Genomic DNA, 18,653 nt, shown 5'->3' on the forward strand with positions numbered 1-18,653 from the left:
AGTATGCCTGCACTGAGAACGCTGCTCCGACACGTGTTCGGCTCCGAGACTGTCCTGTACGAATGCCGAAACTGTGGTACGTCCCTCGAAGAAGACGCCGAACAGTGCCCCGAGTGTGGCGCGGCAGATATCGCAACGTACCAACTCACGTAATAAATCCATGACAACTCACGTCACCAGTCACGTTCTTGTTCCCGTCGCCAACCCCGAGGATGCACGCGCGACAGCCCTCGCGCTCGAACCGTACGCTCCCGACCGCGTCACGGTCTTGCACGTCATTGAGAAGGGAGAAGGCGTCCCGGACAAGACGCCTGTCGATCAGTCCGAGCAGCTCGCGGACGAGGCGTTTACAGCGTTCCAAAAGATCATCCCCAATGCCGAGACCGCGACGAACTACCGCCGCGACGTCGTGGACGGAATCATCGAAGTGGCCGACGAACTGGACGTAAGCGCCATTATGTTCCGGCCACGCGGTGGCTCTCGAATCGTTCAGTTCCTTGCTGGGGACCGTTCACTCAAACTGATTAGCGAGGCCAACCGCCCAGTCATCGCCTTGCCAGACCCGGACGGCCAAGAGGAGTGAACGCAAACGATAACGAGGGCGTTGTAGATTTCGGCGTGTCGTCAAGACGGCGTATCCGTGTTGAAACGACGAGTGGTAGAAAAAGAGTGTCTGACGGGGAGAGACAGTCTTGGAGCTGGCTCCGCATTCGAGACCACTCTCTACCGGTGGGGATCGACAGCCCAACCTACGAGTACGTTTCTACAGTCTGCGAAAGGTGGTAACGCGACGCTAGCGTCGCCAGAACGACGGTGTGAGAACAATAAGCACAGAGAATACTTCGAGACGGCCGATCCACATGAGGAATATCATATAGAGCTTTGCCTCCGGCGTGAACGAAAGAAAGCTGTTCATCGGTCCGACAATGCCGAATCCGGGGCCGATGTTCCCGAGCGTGGCGATGGCAACACTCATCGCTTCCAGTCCGGACATCGTAACCTCGGGTGTTCGAAAGCTATCGAGGTAGAGGAACATCGTCGAGACCGAAAACAGTCCTAAAAAGAGTAACACGAACACGAAGACGTCGCGAACAGTGTTTTCATCGACCGCCTTCTGATCCAGTCGGATCGGTCTGACCGCTTCGGGATGGATAGACGTGAAAAACGATCGATCGATAGCTTTCTTGACAAGCACCCAGCGAACGATTTTGACCGAACCGGCTGCCGATCCCGCGGAACCGCCGAGAAAGAACGCAAACAGCAGGATCGTCTGTGCAGACGCGTCCCATGTGTTGAAATCCATACTGGCGTATCCCGTCGTCGTCACGATCGCAATCACCTGAAACAGTCCCTGTCGAAGTGCGTTCTCCGGGTTGCCAGGAATCACGCCGACGTTCGCGGGCGTCTGAGCGAGCCCGACGCCCGCAAAGAGCGTCGCCGTGATGAGAAGGCCGAATCCCCCCATTGCGAGGAGATACGAGCGAAATTCCGAGTTCTCGACGAGACGTTGAGGCTCACCTTTGAGGACGTACCAGAACAGTGCGAAATTGGTCCCTGCGATGATCATAAAGAACATTACTGCCCACTGAACAGCGGGTGAGAAAGCTTCGACACTGCGCGCTTCTGGTGAAAACCCTCCGGTGGGCAGCGTCGTAAGTGCGTGGGCAATTGCGTTGTAGAGATCCATGTTCGGCGCGAGGCCGAACAGGTGAAGCGCGTAATACACGACTGCAGCCAAGAGGGTAAACACCGCGTAGATCGCCCAGAGCGCGCGTGCGGTTTCCCGTATTCGTGGTGTGAGCTTCTCGAGAGCGAGCCCAGGAGCCTCTTGATTGATCACCTGGGCACCCCCAACAGAGAGCTCCGGGAGTATCGCGACCATCAAGACGAGGATTCCCATCCCGCCGAGCCACTGGGTGAGTTGTCGCCACATCAGCATCGCGTGCCCATGCGTGTCGACGGATATCTCACCAAGAACAGTCGCTCCGGTCGTGGTGAAACCGCTCATGCTCTCGAACAGCGCGTTGACCGGCTGAGCAACCGTCCCAGTACCCGCAACGAGATACGGCACGGTCCCCGCGATGGGAACAACGAGCCACGCCAGACTCACGAGGAGGAATGCCTCTCGCTTCCCTAGTTCACCACCGCTGTCGATCCGTTCCAGTAGAAAACCACTCCCGACCATGACGACGCTCGTCACCACGAACGGGATCGGATCCTCCCCGTAGTAGAGTGACAACAGCAGTGGAAACGTCGGTGTAATCCCAAGGTACTTGAGTACAGCACCGACGTAGGCCACACTCACCCTGTAATCGACGTGTGTGTTCAGCATCCGGACCAACTTATGGTAGGGATATCAAACGGCGACATATTGTGGTTTCGACATACGGTGGTTGGTCATTTCGTCGGCCGATTCGTCTCATAAGTTGGTGTTTCTTTTCTTGTTTCCTTCCACAGTACCTACTACAAACGGCGATCAACGAGCAAGCGATACTAAGACCATACGAACTACCGTGCTCACAGCCGTGGATTAGAAAATCGTCGATATCGGGAAGTGAGAGCTCATAGATATTCCTTGTATATTGATACGAAAGGGAAGAAACACAGTTTTTTGTACGTCTTAGTACCGGCATGTGTATGGAGCAATTTAGTGATGTCTTCTGAGATTTCGTAGAGAACGACTCAGGAAGGAAGGCGATATGGCTCGAAAGTTAGATTTCAATCAGTACAACCGTATCAGTTACCTCTACGATTACGGCGATGAGTAGCGCTTAGACGCTATCCTGAAAACAGTCCTCAGCGACAGTCAATTGATCTCAAACTCCATCGGTGAGTATAGCCTCTTGAGAGAGAGAGGCGTTTTTGAGCGAGTCGTGTTCAGCGTCTCGTAGTGGCACCAACTCGTGAGTCTCGCCGGAGTGTCTTTCAACGGATTGCTAACCGACCACACGCTGATTGGCCAGTCTACGATGCGACGCCGCTGTACGAACGAAGCTCGCTTGACGGCTTAGAATCAGATATCAGGATCGTCTCGCAGACCTGGTTCAGACACGACCGCCACGAGTCAGTCGAGAACTTCATCTGCGCACTTCCGCTGGCGTATTTCGAATTCGACGCGCATGATCGATACGAAGGGTCGACTCACTACGAGATGGACACGCTCTTTCGCGTCTTCATCCTGAAAGAATGCCATGGGTGGGATCACGAAACAGCGCTGGTCGAGTATCTCGAGTGTTGCCCAGCACTCTGCAAACAGTTGGGCTTAGAAAGTGTACCGGACCAGTCGACGCTGTGGCGCAGCTGGCACAAACGGTTCGCTGCCGAGCTTCGCAGTACAGTTGAGACAGCCGCCCGGACGATTCTGATCAAAGCCCAGAACGCGGGTGTTGCAGTTCCGCGCGAACCAGAACGGCGTCATCCATCCTACAGTGACGAAGAGAACGAATCGGACTCACACGATCAAGCTGTCCTTGACAAAGCGGAAACAATTACGGACCACGTTAGCCGCGTAATCTTCCCGGCATTCTCGCTGGATCGAGGTGAGGGCTGTGAGATCCACGAGAACGCCTACTGGGACTTACAGACGTACCTGGGGCTTCGCGAGAAATTGGCTGCTAATGAAGGGGCTCGCAGTTTCGTCTACGAATCGACTCGGGATCGAACGCCGTTGGGCCACGCCCACCGAGAGCATATTCGTGACCTTTCAGTATCAGGGATTCGAGAGATGTACCGACAGGCCGTTAATAAGCTCCTGAACGAGGTAGCGGAGACAGAGCAGTTCTTTCGGGCTGGCATCGTCGCAATCGACATCACCGAAGCCGATCCCTTCACCGGCGACAGGACCGGGCACGAGGTCGAGATCATCGGGACGAAAGAGAAGACCGACGAATACGCCTACCAGTGGGCCACCGTCCAATTAGTCGGCAACGCCGTCCCGATCGTCCTTGACACGCGGCCAGTTCGGAAGGGTGAGTCCCGCTTAGAAATCGTCGAGGACCTCTTGGATTCTGCCGAGGGGATGGTTCACGTCGATAACGTACTGATGGATCGGGAGTTCGACAGTCAGCACGTCTTGGAGATGCTCAGCCAACGTGGGCTCTCATACGTCGTCCCCAAACGAATGCAAACGAGCGAGAAAGCCCAAGCCAAGCGATTGCTCCAACGAGATCGGGATCGATACGAGACCGACCGCGGGCTCCACCTCGGGAGGAACGATTGGCACGAGACGACGCTGATCTACCGACGGAAAGAGGACTCCGAGCACGACGACCACCGGCAGTACTCAGTGTTCATGACGAATTGTGGGAGTGGGCACCTCACTGAGTACGGGTATCGGTGGGAAATCGAGAGCGGGTACAGATCGATAAAGCGGTTCATGGCTGCTACCACGTCGAAGAATTTCGGGCTTCGTTTCTTCTACTTCGCGTTCGCGTGCCTGCTGTACTCGATCTGGCGAGCCGTCGACTTGCTCGTCCAGGTCGCGTTGACCGGTGAGTACGAGCACTCGCCGATGGTGACGGCAGATAACACACTGACGCTGCTGAAGAAGGAGACTGGAATCGGATAGAGAGATACTCAGTCTGGGTTAGCGCGCAGTCTGAGTGGCTACACTGTTGGATGTCTCGAAAATTCGCCCTTACCATTGGAAGTGTGACAAGAATGGCCGCTTGGAGAGAGAATTGAGGTCGTTTCCGCTGACCAAATCGGCAAAATCCACGCATTACAGCCCTGCTATACCCGTTGTAGTCTCAACTTCCACGGCCCGAGATTTTGTATAGCGATATACGATATACAATTTCCTGTAGTGCGGAATTCCGAGGGCAAGAGACTCTAGACTCCCGAATTCTCCCGATGGGTCGAATACCGAATGTGGTCCTGATTACCCCAATAATCACGACCACTTTGAAGTACCCCGCCGCCGTTGGTGAAGCACGAATGCTGTAATCGCCTCACGACGGCGCTTCCCCTAGGTAGCGTCGCCAATAACGGGGTCCGAGATCTCTTGGGTCTCTTCGGCCGAGCCGACCTCGCCGGCGTGGACAGCCTTCGTGATCGATCAGACGCCTCTGACGGAACGTAGTGAGGCCCGGAGTTGACGGATATCTTTCTCCGCACGTCCCCTTGCTGTTAGAGCAGATATTTAGGATAACTCCAGATCACGTATAATGTTTTTATAGTAGTGGTCCGTGATACGGCATATGAACCGTGAGGCGGATACCAAGAATTCGTCTGGAGTCGCTATTTCTCTTTCAATACCACCTTCAGACCCAGATTTATTCAAACACAAAGCGACGAGCGACGTCCTTCTCTTTTTGATAAACCACCGATTCAGTGACTTCTCACTGCGAGAGCTCGCGACACAGATCGGCCACTCACATCAGTCCGTCCGACGGGCAGTGAACGTTCTCAGCGCGAACGACTTGGTGGTGGAGTCTCCCGAAAGCAACCAGCGACTCGTCCAGATCAACAGACAGCGTCTGTCCATCCCGAACGATCCAATCCTCCGCATACCCCAATCAGAATATCACCAACCGGTCAAAGCTGCGGTCACGGAGCTCCGTGAGAACATCGACGACGTCGTCGGCATCATCCTCTATGGGAGTGTGGCTCGGGGCGAGGCTGACCGACGGAGCGATATCGATCTCTGGGTCCTAACCCGATCTGGACGAGCTGAAAGCCAACGAGAGGCGAACGCGATTGCCCGTGACCTCGAAGACACGGAGTTCGACGGTGACCGATACGCCTACGATATCGATGTCGAGGCCGTCCAGGCGATCCCGGCGTACACCGAGGACATCCGGGAGATCGTCGTGTCAGGCATTCCGGTCTACAAGACGAGTGACTTCGAAACCGTCGAAAACCTCCTCTTGGAGGAAGGGGCCACCGATGAGTAACGGCTCGGATCCGACCGCTGTACTCGCAGCACTCGACCGCGCACAGGATGCCTTCGAGATGGTGGGACGCGGTCGGATAGCGTTCGAGGAGGGGATCAGTGCCGATGAAGACTGGAAGACACAGCTGACGAAAGCGTGTCGCCTCCTCGAAGTCGTTGACACCCTCCAAGCACAGGACGGGTACTATACGGCCGTTATCGAGGTCTGTTTCGGCGCTATCGAACGGTCGATCGAGGCGTACGCGCTCGCGATGACGAACGATACGCTTCAGGACTTTCAGGACCACCAGTTCAGCTACGAGCGTGCCCACCAGATTGGGCTATTTGAGCGCGAGACCGCAGAGGCGATGAAGGACCTCTACAGCGAGAACCGGACAGAGAGTTATTACGGCGGTGGGCGTCCAACCCAAGAACAGGCGGAAGCAATGACTGACCTCGCCAGCGCCGTCCATCAGTTCGCAGTGAGCCAGATCCGGGAAGGCGGCGTCTGTCTATGTGACTGACTACGTTCCTTACTCCACAAGACTATGGACCGGAATTCATCGACGGAACGGACGCCACTGACCTCTCTCACGGAGTCTTTCGAGCGCTACCTCCTGGACAAGGGGAAAGGTCGCGGAGGCGATGGTGGGAACTACCGACGCAACGCAGCCCGCGAACTCAAACGATTCGCCGAGTGGGCCGCCGGCGACCGCGGCGGCGACGACTGGACCGGGATCGTCCCCGACGATGTCGACCGCGAGCCGACCTTCGAGGACCTCGACGAACGCGTCTTCCGCGAGTACGCCCGGCACCTCGGTGGAGATCGGGGACTCAAGCAGAACACGGTACAAACCTATTACCGCTATATCTCTGCCTGGTGTGGCTGGTGCGTCAACGAAGGGTATCTCGAGGCGCATTACGCGCAGCGGGCGAGTGCGATGGCGCCGCTGCCGGAGGACGACGGCCGCAAGCCCGGTGACCAGCAGGCTTGGACGTCTGAACAGCGCCACGCCCTCACCCGCCACGTCGACGAACAGGCTCGCGAGGCCATCGAGCCGTACACGACACTCCCGGAGGATACTGACCCTCTCGACACGCAGCGAGCACGCTACGCGGCGTTGAAGGCGGCTCGTGACCGGGCTCTGGTGTTCGTCCTCGCGTATACCGCCGTTCGGGTCGGGGAACTACTCCGGGACCCGAACGACCCGCGCCGACGCGGTGTTCGCTGGGAGGACCTCTCTCTCGACGACGGGAGTATGGACGTCTACCGGAAGAAACAGCAATGGGACGCTGCGAGTCTTCCCGACCCAGTGATCTCGCCGCTGCGAAGCTATCACCAGTTGATGGACCCGCCGACGGAGCGCTGGCCCGTGTTTCCGACGTTCGACCAACGGACGCTCGCGGAGCTAGTCCGGGAAGAGCTAGCCGAACGAGGAGAACGCCCAGAGGCAATTACTGAGCAGCGAGATGAGTACGCTCGCGACCTCCTGCTGGCGCTCGATGAGGATATTCGGCCGCCATCGATTACAACGGACGGCGCACGGTCGATTCTCCAGCGACTCTCAGAGGCTGCTGAGATCGACATCGACCATCCGAAACACGACTATCTCGCGCCTCACGGCGGTCGACGTGGGATGGGCGAGGTCCTCGTTCGTGCGTTCGGGTATACGGTTGCAGCCCGATATCTCGACAATTCGGAGGAGATGGTTCGCGAGCGGTATTCCCATATTGAGGCCGGGGAACTCGGCGACGTTGCCACAGAAGCGCTCTCAGAAGTCGATGGTTCGGTAAACGACCGCCACGAGTAGCCGATTAGAGAGGGCTCGTCACAACATGGGAGTCGACGGCTTTAGATGCCCCATATGGCGGCGATGCCGGCTGTGGCGACGATAGCAAGCAGTAACTGGAGCGGGCCGCCGACCCGTAGGAAGTCTGTGAATTCGTAGTCGCCGGGGCCGTACACCATGAGATTCGTCTGGTAGCCCACCGGCGTCATAAACGATGTCGCGGACGCAAACATCACCGCGAGCAGGAACGCGAACTCGTTGGCGCCGAGCCGGGCGGCCGCGTCGACGCCAACGGGGATCATCAGCACTGCCGTTGCCACTGGCGTGATGACGCTCGCCAGTACGCCGGCGACGGCGTACAGCACGAACAGGACGCCGATCGGCGGGAGGATGGCGCTGGTGGCGACGATGAACTCCGCGACGACGGCTGCGCCACCCGTAGATTCCAGCGCGATGCCCAGCGGGATGACGCCCGCCAGCAGGAAGATCACGTTCCACGAGACGGCGTCGTAGGCGTCAGCGGTCGTGAGACAGCCCGTGACTACCATTGCGACGACGCCTGCGAGCGCTGCGATCACGATCGGGAGGACGTTCAGTGCGGCGAGACCGACGACGCTCGCGAGGATTCCCACGGCGAGAGGCGTCTTCGACGAGAGGGGGGTGATCTCGTCGATGTCCGCGGTCGCCAGGTGCTCGAGAGCCTGCTCGTCAGCGACCACGAGGTCGCCGGTGTCCGTGAAGTACCGGATCGCCGTCGGTGTCGTCCGCACCAGCAGTAGATCCCCCGCCTGGAGCGTACAGTCGTCGATGTTCGACCGGAGCAGGTCGCCGCCGCGGCGCACGGCGAGAACGCTCGTCTCGTGGTAGTCGTGGAGGCCAGTCTCGGCGACGGTCTCGCCCACGTACGGGGAGTATTCGGGGACGACCGCTTTCGCGAGCGTGCCGTCGGTGGCTGCCGACTCGAACGTCTCTCCGCTCACCGTCTCGCGGGCTCGCTGTCCGAGATCCGCGTCCTCGCGAAGCTGATTGACTGCCTGCAGGGAGCCGTGTACGACCAGAATGTCACCCGCTTCGACGACGCGGTCGGAGTGTGGACCGGCGTAGGCGTCGCCGTCACGGCGTGCTTGGAGGATTCGGATCTCGGGGTGCGCGCTGTCGAACGTCTCGACGGACAGGCCGACGGCAGCGGACTCCGGTCGGACGTGCATAAACGTGAGGTAGTCGTCGAGGTCGAACTCCGCGACCGGGTCGCTGTCCACGGGGACGCGAGCGGGGGTGAGCCGCCAGCCGACGGTCAGCAGATACGTGAGGCCAACCGCGAGCAAGATGGCGCCGAGACCGGTGAACTCGAATATGCCGATGCCGTCGCGGCCATCGATGAGCAGGCGCGCGAAGTCGCTGGCGAGGATGTTCGTCGACGTTCCGACGAGCGTGAGCGTGCCGCCGAGAATGGCGGCGTACGACAGCGGGAGTAGGAGTTTCGACGGGCTCAACCCGGTTTTCTCGGCGAGCCCCGTGACCATCGGGATGAAGACGGCGACGACAGGCGTATTGTTCACGAATCCAGCGATGGGACCGGTCGTACAGACCGTGGCGATGAGCGCGCGGTACTTCCGACCGGCGGTGAACGCCGCAAGGTAGACGCCGAGTCGTTCAACGACGCCCGTGTTCTGGATGCCGGCACTGAGTATGTACATCGCGATGATGGTGACCGTCGCGGGATTTGCAAAGCCCGAGATAGCGGCCCGTGTTCCGACGCTGGTCCACGGTTCGAGGATGACGAGCGCGGCGACGACGCTGATCGCGGTGACGTCGTTGGGTACGACTTCGGTGACGAACGCTATCAGCACGGCCAGGATGAGCAGGAAGACGACCATAACGCCCGACACCTCGAGAATCGGCATACGCGGGACGACTCACGTTGATCCCTTCACTGTTCCCCTCGGCCGGACACTGTCGATCGGAGCATAATTTATGGATCAGTTGGTCGATACAGCTACCAGCGCCGTTCTCGATATTACGGGACGTCACTCCAGAAGCACGATACCTAGATCGCGCTACAGGATGTAAAACGGAACGTATCACTATTTCTGTATGACTCGGCGGCAGGGGATATGATGATCAGAAGCTCGGCGGTTCGCCCGTGACTACGGTATTCGGCCACTCATCAAGTATCGGGAGTTCACATTCCTCTACAAGGCGTGGAATACACGGCTGGATAGCGACCTCTACCATCGATGCAACACGAACGAGACGGTCAATGCAGCACTCAAACAGAAGTTCGGTGCCTTCGTCCGGTCACGTCGGTGGTGGAAGCAATTCCGCGAACTCGTCATCAAGTATGTCGTTTACAACGTGGAGCGAAGCCTCGTTATCTCGCGCGAGGAGTGAGAATATCTCTAATGCTGAGAGGAATGGACTGCTGAATACAGAGGATGTATGCAGCACTTGAATCACCGTTTCGGCCCCTCTGAGTCGAAACCGGGGGGCTACAGCTACACCGCCCCCCAGAGAGCCAGTATTCCGAACCCGACGATGATGAGACCAGCCAGTTGACTCACCCGCCGCATCACAGTCCGGGTGAATCGTGTCCGGAACAGACTCACACCGACGCTCAGCGTGAGCCACCAGAGAGCCGAACCAAGGAAGACACCACCGACCAGTGCGGCGGCGTCGGCGTACGCACCTGAAGTCCCGATTCCGAGCCCAGCGAAGATGCCAACGAAGGCGAGAATCGTCACTGGGTTGGTGATCGTCAGCAGAAACGTCGAGCCGTAGTCTCTGGTAAGTTCACTCGTGTTGGTGGCTGCGGTTGAGTCGTTTGTCGGCTCGGTACGGAAGGACTGGACGCCAAGGTACAACAGCAGTGCCCCGCCGATGATCCGAATCGTCGTCTGGTGCTCCAACAGGAGTGACGAGACGAGTGTGACACCGAAGCCCGCGATAGCACCATACACGGCGTCCGCAGACGCGGCTCCGAGTCCACTGACGAACCCCGAGAGCCGGCCCTTAGAAAGCGTTCGCTGGATACACAGGACGCCAATCGGGCCAACCGGTGCGGCGATGGAGAACCCGAGGACGATGCCCTGTAGCAGAATGTTGATTGTCGCTGTCGTTAATACGCATCACCTCACAGTCGCCTGAACACCGGGGGTGGATAAGTACGTTCTGAATGTCTGCTCCCTCGACAATCGAATCATTGAGGACTCTCGCCTGACTGCTGGATACGCGCTATGTATTCAGCAGGTTTGCTGAAACCTATCACTAATTGAGGATTTCAACAAGGCCCGGATAGTCTTTTCGAGGGGATGCTGGCATAGGATTTCATTCCGACAGCATCACTCCAAACAGTGTTGAACCCGATGCCGTGTTGTGTCGCCCAGCCGAGCACCGCAGAAATGAAGGCCCCGGATTGGCTCATGAACGAGATAGACTCCTCTCGGGGGGTCTCATAGAGAAACGTCGCATTAAGCCTCTTCGACGTATTGATGGTGCCGACACAGTTTGGGCCGATCAAATTGAGAGACCTGGGAACCGGCGCATAACTGATCTCTGCGTAGCACTCTTTTCCGAGTACCGTTTCCCGGTTCGGGTTGATCGGGACCACCTTCCCGTTGATTCGGATAACGTTTTAACAGACAGACAAGTACAGTTAACACCGATGCAGGCAGCACGTTGGTCATCTCAGGCCGGCTTTCTTCTCGCGACGGTTGGCGCCGCCGTCGGGTTAGGTAACATCTGGCGGTTCTCCGCAGTCGTCGGCCAGAATGGCGGCGGTGCCTACCTCGTTCCCTACTTGCTTGCAGCTTTCGTTTGTGCTGTACCGATGCTAGTCTTAGAGCTCGCCATCGGACGCCGCCTTCGGACGGACGTGGTTTCTGCATTCCGTTCTGTGAAGACCGAGTATACGGCGCTCGGCTGGCTTATCCTCGGTGGTGTGCTCCTTATTCTGAGCTACTATCTTGTCCTCACCGGATGGGTACTCGGGTTCTTCGTCTCGTGGCTTGCCGGGTCACAGACGACGTTTGCGCTGTTCACGGCGAGCTGGCTCCCCGTTGCGTACTTCGTCATCGCGACGGCGGTGACTGGTGGTGTCGTCTCGATGGGGGTTCGCGGCGGAATCGAACGAATGTCTAAAATCGTGATGCCGACCGTGTTTGCTATTCTCATCGCACTTGCGCTGTACGCAGTCACGTTATCGGAGTGGGAGCAGGCCACCGCCTTTCTGTTCACTCCCGAGCTTTCGGTACTCACGGACCTTGGAATCTGGAGTGCGGCGTTCGGACAGGTCTTTTTCTCGCTCTCTGTCGGTCAGGGTATTATGCTCACTTACGGGAGTTACGTGGATGAGGAGACGGATCTATTCAGATCGTCGTTAGTGATCACGATCGCCGATATCGCGGCAGCTGTCGTTGCCGGCCTCGTCATCTTCCCGATCGTGTTCAGTTTCGGCCTCCAGCCAACCCTCGGGACGGAACTCGCGTTTACGACGCTGCCGACCGCCTTCGCGACGATGCCGTTCGGGCGAGTAATCGCCATCGCGTTTTTCGGACTGCTATTTTTCGCCGCGTTGTCGTCCGCCGTGGCGCTCCTTGAGGTCGGCGTCGCAGCCGCAGAGAACACGACGCGGTTCTCTCGCCAACGTGCGACGCTACTATTGACAGGTGGGGTGTTCGTGGCTGGGATCCCTTCGGCATTGAGTTATAGTCCCGTAAACCTTGCCGTCGCAGGGCGGCCGATTCTGGACTTGGTTGACGAATCAGTCGGAACATTCGCACTGCCCATCTCGGCACTCTGTATTGTAGTCGTCTTCGTCTGGGTCGCAGATCTCGAGACCGTTCCCGAGGAACTCGGACGCGCCTTCCCCGTGGTTCGCTATCTGCTTCCAGCTGTCCTCCTCACCGTCACCGCCGCTCGGGCTCTTGGAATCGTTCGCCCGGCATGGCGACTCCTCGTCGATCACACGCGAAACGACCCGCTCGGCCTGTTCGTCGCTGCCGCTCTCCTCCTCATCTTTGCAGTGGTTGGGTGGAAACTCCGGGACCGACTCCCTGCGCCTCCCTGTCTCCAGGGCCGACGACGGTAAGCCGAACTAGCGAAAATAATCCGTCCGAACCAAGCTTCCAAGTCAAATGACGAACATCCACGAATTCCTCGATGTCGGGACTATCCAGGTCAGCGCACTCTTTCTGCACGATGCGAAGTGCAGTACCACGCTATTTATGGAGGGTGTGTAGCGTGGCAGTCTCTCGGTCGACGGCGTTCCTCGCTGCCGCAGTTGCGGCAATTGTTTTGGTCGTCGCTATACCGATCCCGGGCTTGTCCGGGGCTGGATCGTTCGCAATCGCGACGATGGCATTCGCCGCCGTGCTGTGGGTAACCGAGGGGCTACCGCTGCCCGTGACTGCGCTCTGTGTGCCGATCCTCCTGACGGTGTTCGGCGTGTTTCCGACGATGGCCGGCGCGCTCCAGGGATTCGCCGATCCCATCATCTTCCTGCTGCTGGCGGGGTTCGTGCTTGCGGAAGCCCTCCAGAAGCACGGCGTCGACCGCCGCATCGCGTACCATCTGATCGCCACGCTCGGCACGTCACCGCGCCGACTCGTACTCGCTATTATGGCCGCGACGGCGGGCCTCTCGATGGTTGTCTCGAACTCCGCAACCACCGCGATGATGGTCCCCATCGCCCTGGGTGTTGCTCGCGAAATCAGTGGTGGACCGATCGTAGACGACTCCGATGACCGCACTCCCACTAACCTTGAGATCTCGCTGTTGCTGGGGACGGCGTATGCGGCGAGCCTCGGCGGCGTCGGTACACTTATCGGGACCCCAGCCAACGCCATCGTCGTCTCTCAACTTGACGCCCACCTCGGATACACCGTCGGCTTCCTTGAGTGGCTTGCCGTCGGGCTGCCGCTGGTCGCTATCAGTCTACCCGTCGCGTGGTACCTGCTCGTCCGCCTGTTCCCCCCCAAGACGACAGACGTCGCAGCCGCGCGCCGTCATGCCGAACAGATGCTTGATGAGTTGGGACCGCTGTCGCCGGCCGGTAGGCGGACACTCGCCGTCACCGCGGCGACAGCCGGCCTCTGGATCCTCGGCGGCCTCGACTTCGCGTTTGAGGGCGTGCTTCCATCAGTGTACTATGATACACTGTTCGGTGGTGCCGGCAGTATCGTCGGTGCTCCTCACCAGGGCGTGCTCTACTACGTGCTCGTCGGCCTCGTTGCCGTCCCTGCGCTGATCGTGGGGGGCTGCGTCGACTGGGAGGATGTACACAGCATCGACTGGGGCACGCTCGTCCTCTTGGGCGGCGGACTCGCGCTTGCGGATGGGCTCGCAGAGACGGACGCGACGCGGTGGCTCGCTGACGCCACGTTCGGGGACCTCGCCGGCGCGTCGATCCTCCTCGTGGTCGTCGCGGTAGTCGCGGTTACGGTGTTGTTGAGCGAGCTCGCATCGAACACGGCGGTGGTCGCTATCTTTGCGCCCGTGCTCATCACCATCGGCCCGCAGTACGCTGGCGCGCTCGGCACGACCGGCGAGGGCGCAGCGGTGTTCCTCGCAATTACGGGTGCGGTCGCGGCGAGCTTCGGGTTTGCACTCCCGGTTGCGACGCCCCCGAACGCCATCGCGTTCGGCACCGGCGCAGTCGGCCGCAAACATATGCTCCGCGCTGGCTGGCGGCTTGACGTGGTGATGGTTATGCTCGCAACCGCTGCGATGCTCGTGACGTTCCGGGTTGCGTGGCCGCTCGTGTTCTGACCGTCAGTGCGCGGTCCAGCCACCATCCACCGGGATGTTCGCGCCAGTGAATTTCACGACGCCACCCTTCGCGGAATCGATTCAGCAGTCTCGTCTCGTGCACTGGCAGGGTCGCAACACGGCCGGATAACCTAGCTCGTTTCACCCGGCGACCTGTGCGATCGCAGCTGCCTCGCGGTAACACGCGATTGCCAGCAGCAGGTACCCGCCGACCAGTAGTGCCCACTCGCGGCGCGTTAGCGACCAGTCTCTCGGGGAACGTACTCGTTCAAACTCCTCTTTCCATCGGGGCCCGGATTTCTGGTGCCACAGCATCACGCCTCGCGTCGCCACGACGAACGCGACGAACGCCGTGATCTCCATCGGGCCGCTTCGTTCGACGATCACTGTTAGTGAAGGTACGATTCGCTCCCCCGTCCCGATGGCAAGCGATCCGGTTCCCCACACGGCGCCGTAGCGGGGTGTCTGTACCACTTGAATGACGTAGCCGAGCGGGGTGTTCACTGACCGGAGAGTATTCGCTGCGACGGCAATTAGCGAGACGGCTACGTTCCACCCAAACAACGTCAGGAACTCCTTCGGAACGCTTCCCGCGTAGTCCGCGGACGCAACGGGGTTCCCACCCCGAAGTAATCCTTGCGGGAGGAAGGAGTAGCTGAGGATCCACGCTGCCGCGAACACACCCGCAACAAGAAGCCACAGAGAAACGAACCGGACGAGGACCTCATCGTGGTTGACGTATTGTCCGGCTCGCCTCGATGCTCGTCGGATTGTCCCAGTTATATTCGATGCTACCATTGGACAGACGGTTGTGTGCTCTCGACAAATACGTTTAGCAGCAAATATTCGCCACAGAGCCACAGGGAGTGGGGAGTATCAGAGTATTGCGACCTGTATAAGCGAGAGCACTACCAACGGGATGTGGAAGGCGGCGTGGGCTACCATCGCTGCTTCGAGGCTCCGTTGCCAGTACAGCCACCCGAAGAGCACGCCTGCAATCGCGTTCAGAAGAATCGTCCGGGCGATGAGTGCTGGGGTTAGGCCGACGGACTGTGCGAGCGCTGGGAGATGGCCGATCCCAAACAGCACTGCAGAGATTATGATCGCGACCCACATTACTCCCGATCCAGGGCCGCCCGACTGACGGCCGGTGAGCACCCAGCCAATGAATGCGAGCGCCGACATGAGTCCGTAGCGGAGCAGTAGCTCCTCCGTGATACCACCATAGAGGAACCTAACCGGCGCATACACGAGGACGTTCACCACCGTCGCGTCGGTCGCCCCGATCGCGGACTGGGGCAGGTCCTGAGCGATGAACGGCGCCAGCGCGACATCAAGAAGCAGGATCAGGAGTCCTCCGATGACGCCGAGGCTAACAGCAAGTAGAACGTCGGGCCGGAGACGTCGCCAAATGTCGTCGCCTGTTCCTGCCCAGCCCACAAGGTACGATGACATATCTACTCCCGGAGCGGTATACGTCCCAACCAGACAGGCGACGGTAAGGAGGAGCAGTGAGTTGACACCCGCAGACACAGCGAGGAGTGGAAGCGATAGTCCGGCCGGGACAGCTGACGCCGGCGTCGTAAGATAGATGTACCCGCTGAGAGCGAGGATCCCGGGTGTACCGGCTAATAACGTCACTCCGAACCGCTTTGGGAAGGAGGCGTGATCGGTTCGAAACATACGACGGATCTCTCAGTGTAACGAGAAAAGTGGTGTCACTGTCGTCGCTTTCGCCGTCGGCGTCGTGAACAGTTACCGTGCCGGACCGTCGTATCGCCCCATCCCGGCGTGGAGATGGCCATCGAGTTGCGTCCATCCCTGGCGGCCGTCCGCGTAGATTGCAGGAGTGGTCCCCGCTTCGAACGTGTTGAAGCTGTTCGAGAGCCAGAATCCCCACTCGTTCCAGGCTTCGAATCGGATTTCGTCGACGGTAACGATCGCTTCGGTTGGCGTATCGTACGTGGCTGCGGCGACTGTCGTGAACACCCAGCATGCGTCCGAATCGTCCCACGCGTACTCACAATCGGACGAAGAGACGTTTCCGAGCGGTGCCAGGAACGATGCGTTCCCGATCGGATACCGCGTGTCGATGTCGTGTTCTACCGACTGTTGCCACGCAATCGAGTACCGAGTCGGGTCGGGGGAGAACTCTTTGTTGGTCATGTTCGCGGGAATCTCGTCAGGGCCAATCTGTTCTCGGTCAAGTACCGAGCCGTTCGGTGCGTACGTCCAGAGGACGTACCGATCTTGGCCGACGAGACGGTCGACGTGGAGTCGAAGCATCGGACCATAGGCGGTCTGGACGATGGATGCATCCCATATCGTCAGCTCCGTGCCGTCGTCGTCGTAGATCTACAGGTCCGATGCGGCGTCAGCGTCTACGTCCGTGCCTGCGGGAAACGGGAGATGGAACGTGGCATTCTCGATCGTCGTATTCGTGCTGATAGACGTCGTGTAGGAGTATGTGGACGTGTGGGAGTACGCGAAATCCGGTGGGAAGAAGAGAAAGCCGACGGCTGCGACCGGCACAAGAACGACAAGGAGAGCAACCCCGATGACGAGAAGTTGCTTTGAGGAAACCATACAAAGAGTACGCTCATATCAAATATAGTACTATTGTGGGTCTGGATAGCACCCGGCAGCATCTGAATAGTCGTTCTGGCACGACAGGAGCTGATTGGGGGCGTTTTCTTTCTTTCGGCGAAGCAGAACTCCCCGTCGTTACCCGCGTTTTCACACGCGGTAATCACTCTCAGTTACCGGTGGGAGACCGGCATCCTGTGGGGTCGGCGGGTCGCGGTCGGCGAGGCGGTCTCCGCCGTAGACGACGATGAGAAGGATAGCAATCAGCACGAGTGGAACTGCCCCAGTAACTTCGGCGAGCAGGTTCAGCCACGGGTCAGGAACACCATTCGGGATGAGTGCTTCCGGGTCAGCGGGATGGAAGATTCCCATCGCATTAACGCCAGCATGGAACACTGCGACGGCGAGCACGCTGCCGCCGGTGCTGTTGTACATCCACGTCCAGAGGATGGAACCAGCAAGGATGGAGACCATCCAGAGGAGTTGCTGGGAGAGCGGCCAGCCGCCGTGGGTGGTCGTCGCGTTCAGGAACAACGGAAGATGCCAAGCAGCCCACGTGACGCCCACGATGACACTTGAGGTCAGCGCGCTGTAGGAGTCCTGCAGGATAGGGAGCATGAAGCCACGCCAGCCGAGATCTTCCTGGCCGCCACCCCACACGGTTCCCCACACCATCGCGAACAGGTAGATGAAGGGCGATTCGAATTCGGTGAGGTCGATTGGGCCGCCAGCTAAGACGAACAGCAAGACGCCCAATGAGAGAATAATCAAGGGGAGGCCGAACGCGAGCGCCCACCATTTCGCACCGATTCGCCACTTGAACATCTGGCCGATCCACTTACGGAGGCTTCCACCGGAAGCCCAGATGACCACCGCCGCGCCGATCGGCGGACCGAATCCGCCGAAGCCGATCAGGATCGAGTGCGTCCAGGAGGCTTCCATCCCCGAATACGCGAGCGCCCCCTGGATCGTCCATGTGAACACATAGGCGATTACAACGAAGCTTAGGAGGCGATGTTGGTTGACCCACGAGCGGAAACTGGCCATACCTCCGATTGGGGAACACATCATAATTAACGGTACTCCCAGGTACCGAGTTTTCGGCACTACACTCTTCTCAACACTTCCCGAACTCTATCGTATGCCTGACAACGTTCTCGTCGCCTTGGACGGCTCCCCGCTTGCCGAGCGTGCATTTATGTACGCACTCGAGACCTTCCCGAACGCCACCATCACCACAATTTACGTCATCAACCCGATCGACTCGGTAATCGATGTAGAGGCCGGTGGCTTGCCAGTCGCAGAGGACTGGTACGATACCGCCCAGGAGCGGGCGACCGAGATTCACACGACCGCGACGGATCTTGCAGCGGACCACGATATTGTGCTCGCTACAGTCACTGAAGTCGGGAAACCAGCGCGTGAGATTCTCGACTACGCTGCCGACAACGGCATCGACCAGATCGTTATGGGGAGCCACGGTCGGTCAGGCCTAGACCGGACGTTCCTCGGAAGTGTCGCCGAGACAGTTACTCGCCGAGCACAGATCCCGGTAACCATCATTGGATGAAATCCTCGACTCGTGTGCCGAGATCAGGATCGGATGAATGCTCGTGGGCCCACCTCAAACGTGAAATCAA

General features: G+C 59.0%; 18 protein-coding genes and 1 pseudogene. 10 read left to right on the forward strand and 9 right to left on the reverse strand.

Annotated elements, in window-relative coordinates; all coding sequences use genetic code 11:
- The first annotated feature begins 3 nt into the window (after window positions 1-3).
- Together OS889_RS16430 and OS889_RS16435 are read left to right on the forward strand one after the other, a co-directional pair.
- Window positions 4-153 (forward strand): zinc-ribbon domain-containing protein, encoded by a 150-nt coding sequence (locus OS889_RS16430; protein WP_372391877.1) that lies wholly within the window; start codon window positions 4-6, stop codon window positions 151-153.
- A gap of 7 nt (window positions 154-160) precedes the next feature.
- Window positions 161-583 (forward strand): universal stress protein, encoded by a 423-nt coding sequence (locus tag OS889_RS16435; protein WP_372391879.1) that lies wholly within the window; start codon window positions 161-163, stop codon window positions 581-583.
- A 210-nt stretch (window positions 584-793) separates the two neighbouring features.
- Here OS889_RS16435 and OS889_RS16440 read toward each other — a convergent pair whose 3' ends face one another.
- Entirely contained in the window at window positions 794-2,332 is a 1,539-nt protein-coding gene (locus tag OS889_RS16440; protein WP_372391881.1) for a TrkH family potassium uptake protein, read from the reverse strand.
- 558 nt (window positions 2,333-2,890) lie between these two features.
- Between OS889_RS16440 and OS889_RS16445 the strand changes: the two genes are divergently transcribed.
- The 4 genes from OS889_RS16445 to OS889_RS16460 all read left to right on the forward strand — a co-directional run bounded on the left by OS889_RS16445 (window position 2,891) and on the right by OS889_RS16460 (window position 7,683).
- Window positions 2,891-4,567 carry a transposase gene (locus OS889_RS16445; RefSeq protein WP_372391883.1) on the forward strand — a complete coding sequence of 559 codons (1,677 nt, stop codon included), beginning with the start codon at window positions 2,891-2,893 and terminating at the stop codon, window positions 4,565-4,567.
- Window positions 4,568-5,198: 631 nt separating this feature from the next.
- Window positions 5,199-5,894 carry a nucleotidyltransferase domain-containing protein gene (locus OS889_RS16450; RefSeq protein ID WP_372391885.1) on the forward strand — a complete coding sequence of 232 codons (696 nt, stop codon included), beginning with the start codon at window positions 5,199-5,201 and terminating at the stop codon, window positions 5,892-5,894.
- Complete coding sequence (locus tag OS889_RS16455) at window positions 5,887-6,396, forward strand: DUF8154 family protein (protein WP_372391888.1); 510 nt, start codon at window positions 5,887-5,889, stop codon at window positions 6,394-6,396. Before OS889_RS16450 ends, OS889_RS16455 begins: the two co-directional genes overlap by 8 nt.
- Window positions 6,397-6,420: 24 nt before the next feature.
- Entirely contained in the window at window positions 6,421-7,683 is a 1,263-nt protein-coding gene (locus tag OS889_RS16460; protein ID WP_372391890.1) for a phage integrase SAM-like domain-containing protein, read from the forward strand.
- Window positions 7,684-7,724: 41 nt separating this feature from the next.
- On the opposite strand, the gene OS889_RS16465 is transcribed toward OS889_RS16460, so the two are convergent.
- Window positions 7,725-9,566: an SLC13 family permease gene (locus OS889_RS16465; RefSeq protein ID WP_372391892.1), complete on the reverse strand. Its 1,842-nt coding sequence runs from the start codon at window positions 9,564-9,566 to the stop codon at window positions 7,725-7,727.
- A 194-nt stretch (window positions 9,567-9,760) separates the two neighbouring features.
- On the opposite strand from OS889_RS16465, the pseudogene OS889_RS16470 reads away from it, so the two are divergent.
- Window positions 9,761-10,053: pseudogene (locus OS889_RS16470) on the forward strand (IS5/IS1182 family transposase); the annotation flags it as partial.
- Window positions 10,054-10,157: 104 nt separating this feature from the next.
- On the opposite strand, the gene OS889_RS16475 reads toward OS889_RS16470, so the two are convergent.
- Entirely contained in the window at window positions 10,158-10,766 is a 609-nt protein-coding gene (locus OS889_RS16475; protein WP_372392017.1) for a LysE family translocator, read from the reverse strand.
- Between the two features lie 173 nt (window positions 10,767-10,939).
- The gene (locus OS889_RS16480; protein WP_372391894.1) at window positions 10,940-11,269 is read right to left on the reverse strand and encodes a hypothetical protein; all 330 of its coding nucleotides are present in this window, start codon (window positions 11,267-11,269) and stop codon (window positions 10,940-10,942) included.
- 54 nt (window positions 11,270-11,323) lie between these two features.
- Here OS889_RS16480 and OS889_RS16485 point away from each other — a divergent pair, with 54 nt between their 5' ends.
- Entirely contained in the window at window positions 11,324-12,748 is a 1,425-nt protein-coding gene (locus tag OS889_RS16485; RefSeq protein WP_372391896.1) for a sodium-dependent transporter, read from the forward strand.
- Window positions 12,749-12,858: 110 nt separating this feature from the next.
- Window positions 12,859-14,427 (forward strand): SLC13 family permease, encoded by a 1,569-nt coding sequence (locus OS889_RS16490; protein ID WP_372391898.1) that lies wholly within the window; start codon window positions 12,859-12,861, stop codon window positions 14,425-14,427.
- Between the two features lie 141 nt (window positions 14,428-14,568).
- Here the strand turns inward: OS889_RS16490 and OS889_RS16495 are convergent, their stop codons facing one another.
- The 5 genes from OS889_RS16495 to OS889_RS16515 form a co-directional block, all read right to left on the reverse strand.
- On the reverse strand, window positions 14,569-15,225 hold the full coding sequence (locus OS889_RS16495; protein ID WP_372391900.1) for a hypothetical protein: 657 nt from the start codon (window positions 15,223-15,225) through the stop codon (window positions 14,569-14,571).
- Between the two features lie 78 nt (window positions 15,226-15,303).
- Window positions 15,304-16,110 (reverse strand): CPBP family intramembrane glutamic endopeptidase, encoded by an 807-nt coding sequence (locus OS889_RS16500; protein WP_372391902.1) that lies wholly within the window; start codon window positions 16,108-16,110, stop codon window positions 15,304-15,306.
- A 72-nt stretch (window positions 16,111-16,182) separates the two neighbouring features.
- Entirely contained in the window at window positions 16,183-16,713 is a 531-nt protein-coding gene (locus tag OS889_RS16505) for a hypothetical protein (RefSeq protein ID WP_372391904.1), read from the reverse strand.
- 69 nt (window positions 16,714-16,782) lie between these two features.
- Window positions 16,783-17,013, reverse strand: coding sequence for a hypothetical protein (locus OS889_RS16510; protein WP_372391906.1), 231 nt, complete (start codon window positions 17,011-17,013; stop codon window positions 16,783-16,785).
- A 150-nt stretch (window positions 17,014-17,163) separates the two neighbouring features.
- On the reverse strand, window positions 17,164-18,060 hold the full coding sequence (locus tag OS889_RS16515) for a CPBP family intramembrane glutamic endopeptidase (protein ID WP_372391909.1): 897 nt from the start codon (window positions 18,058-18,060) through the stop codon (window positions 17,164-17,166).
- Between the two features lie 94 nt (window positions 18,061-18,154).
- On the opposite strand from OS889_RS16515, the gene OS889_RS16520 reads away from it, so the two are divergent.
- On the forward strand, window positions 18,155-18,583 hold the full coding sequence (locus tag OS889_RS16520; protein ID WP_372391911.1) for a universal stress protein: 429 nt from the start codon (window positions 18,155-18,157) through the stop codon (window positions 18,581-18,583).
- The last annotated feature ends 70 nt before the right edge of the window (window positions 18,584-18,653 follow it).

Source organism: Halobellus sp. MBLA0158 (assembly GCF_041477585.1).
GTDB classification, from domain to species: Archaea; Halobacteriota; Halobacteria; order Halobacteriales; family Haloferacaceae; genus Haloquadratum; species Haloquadratum rubicundus.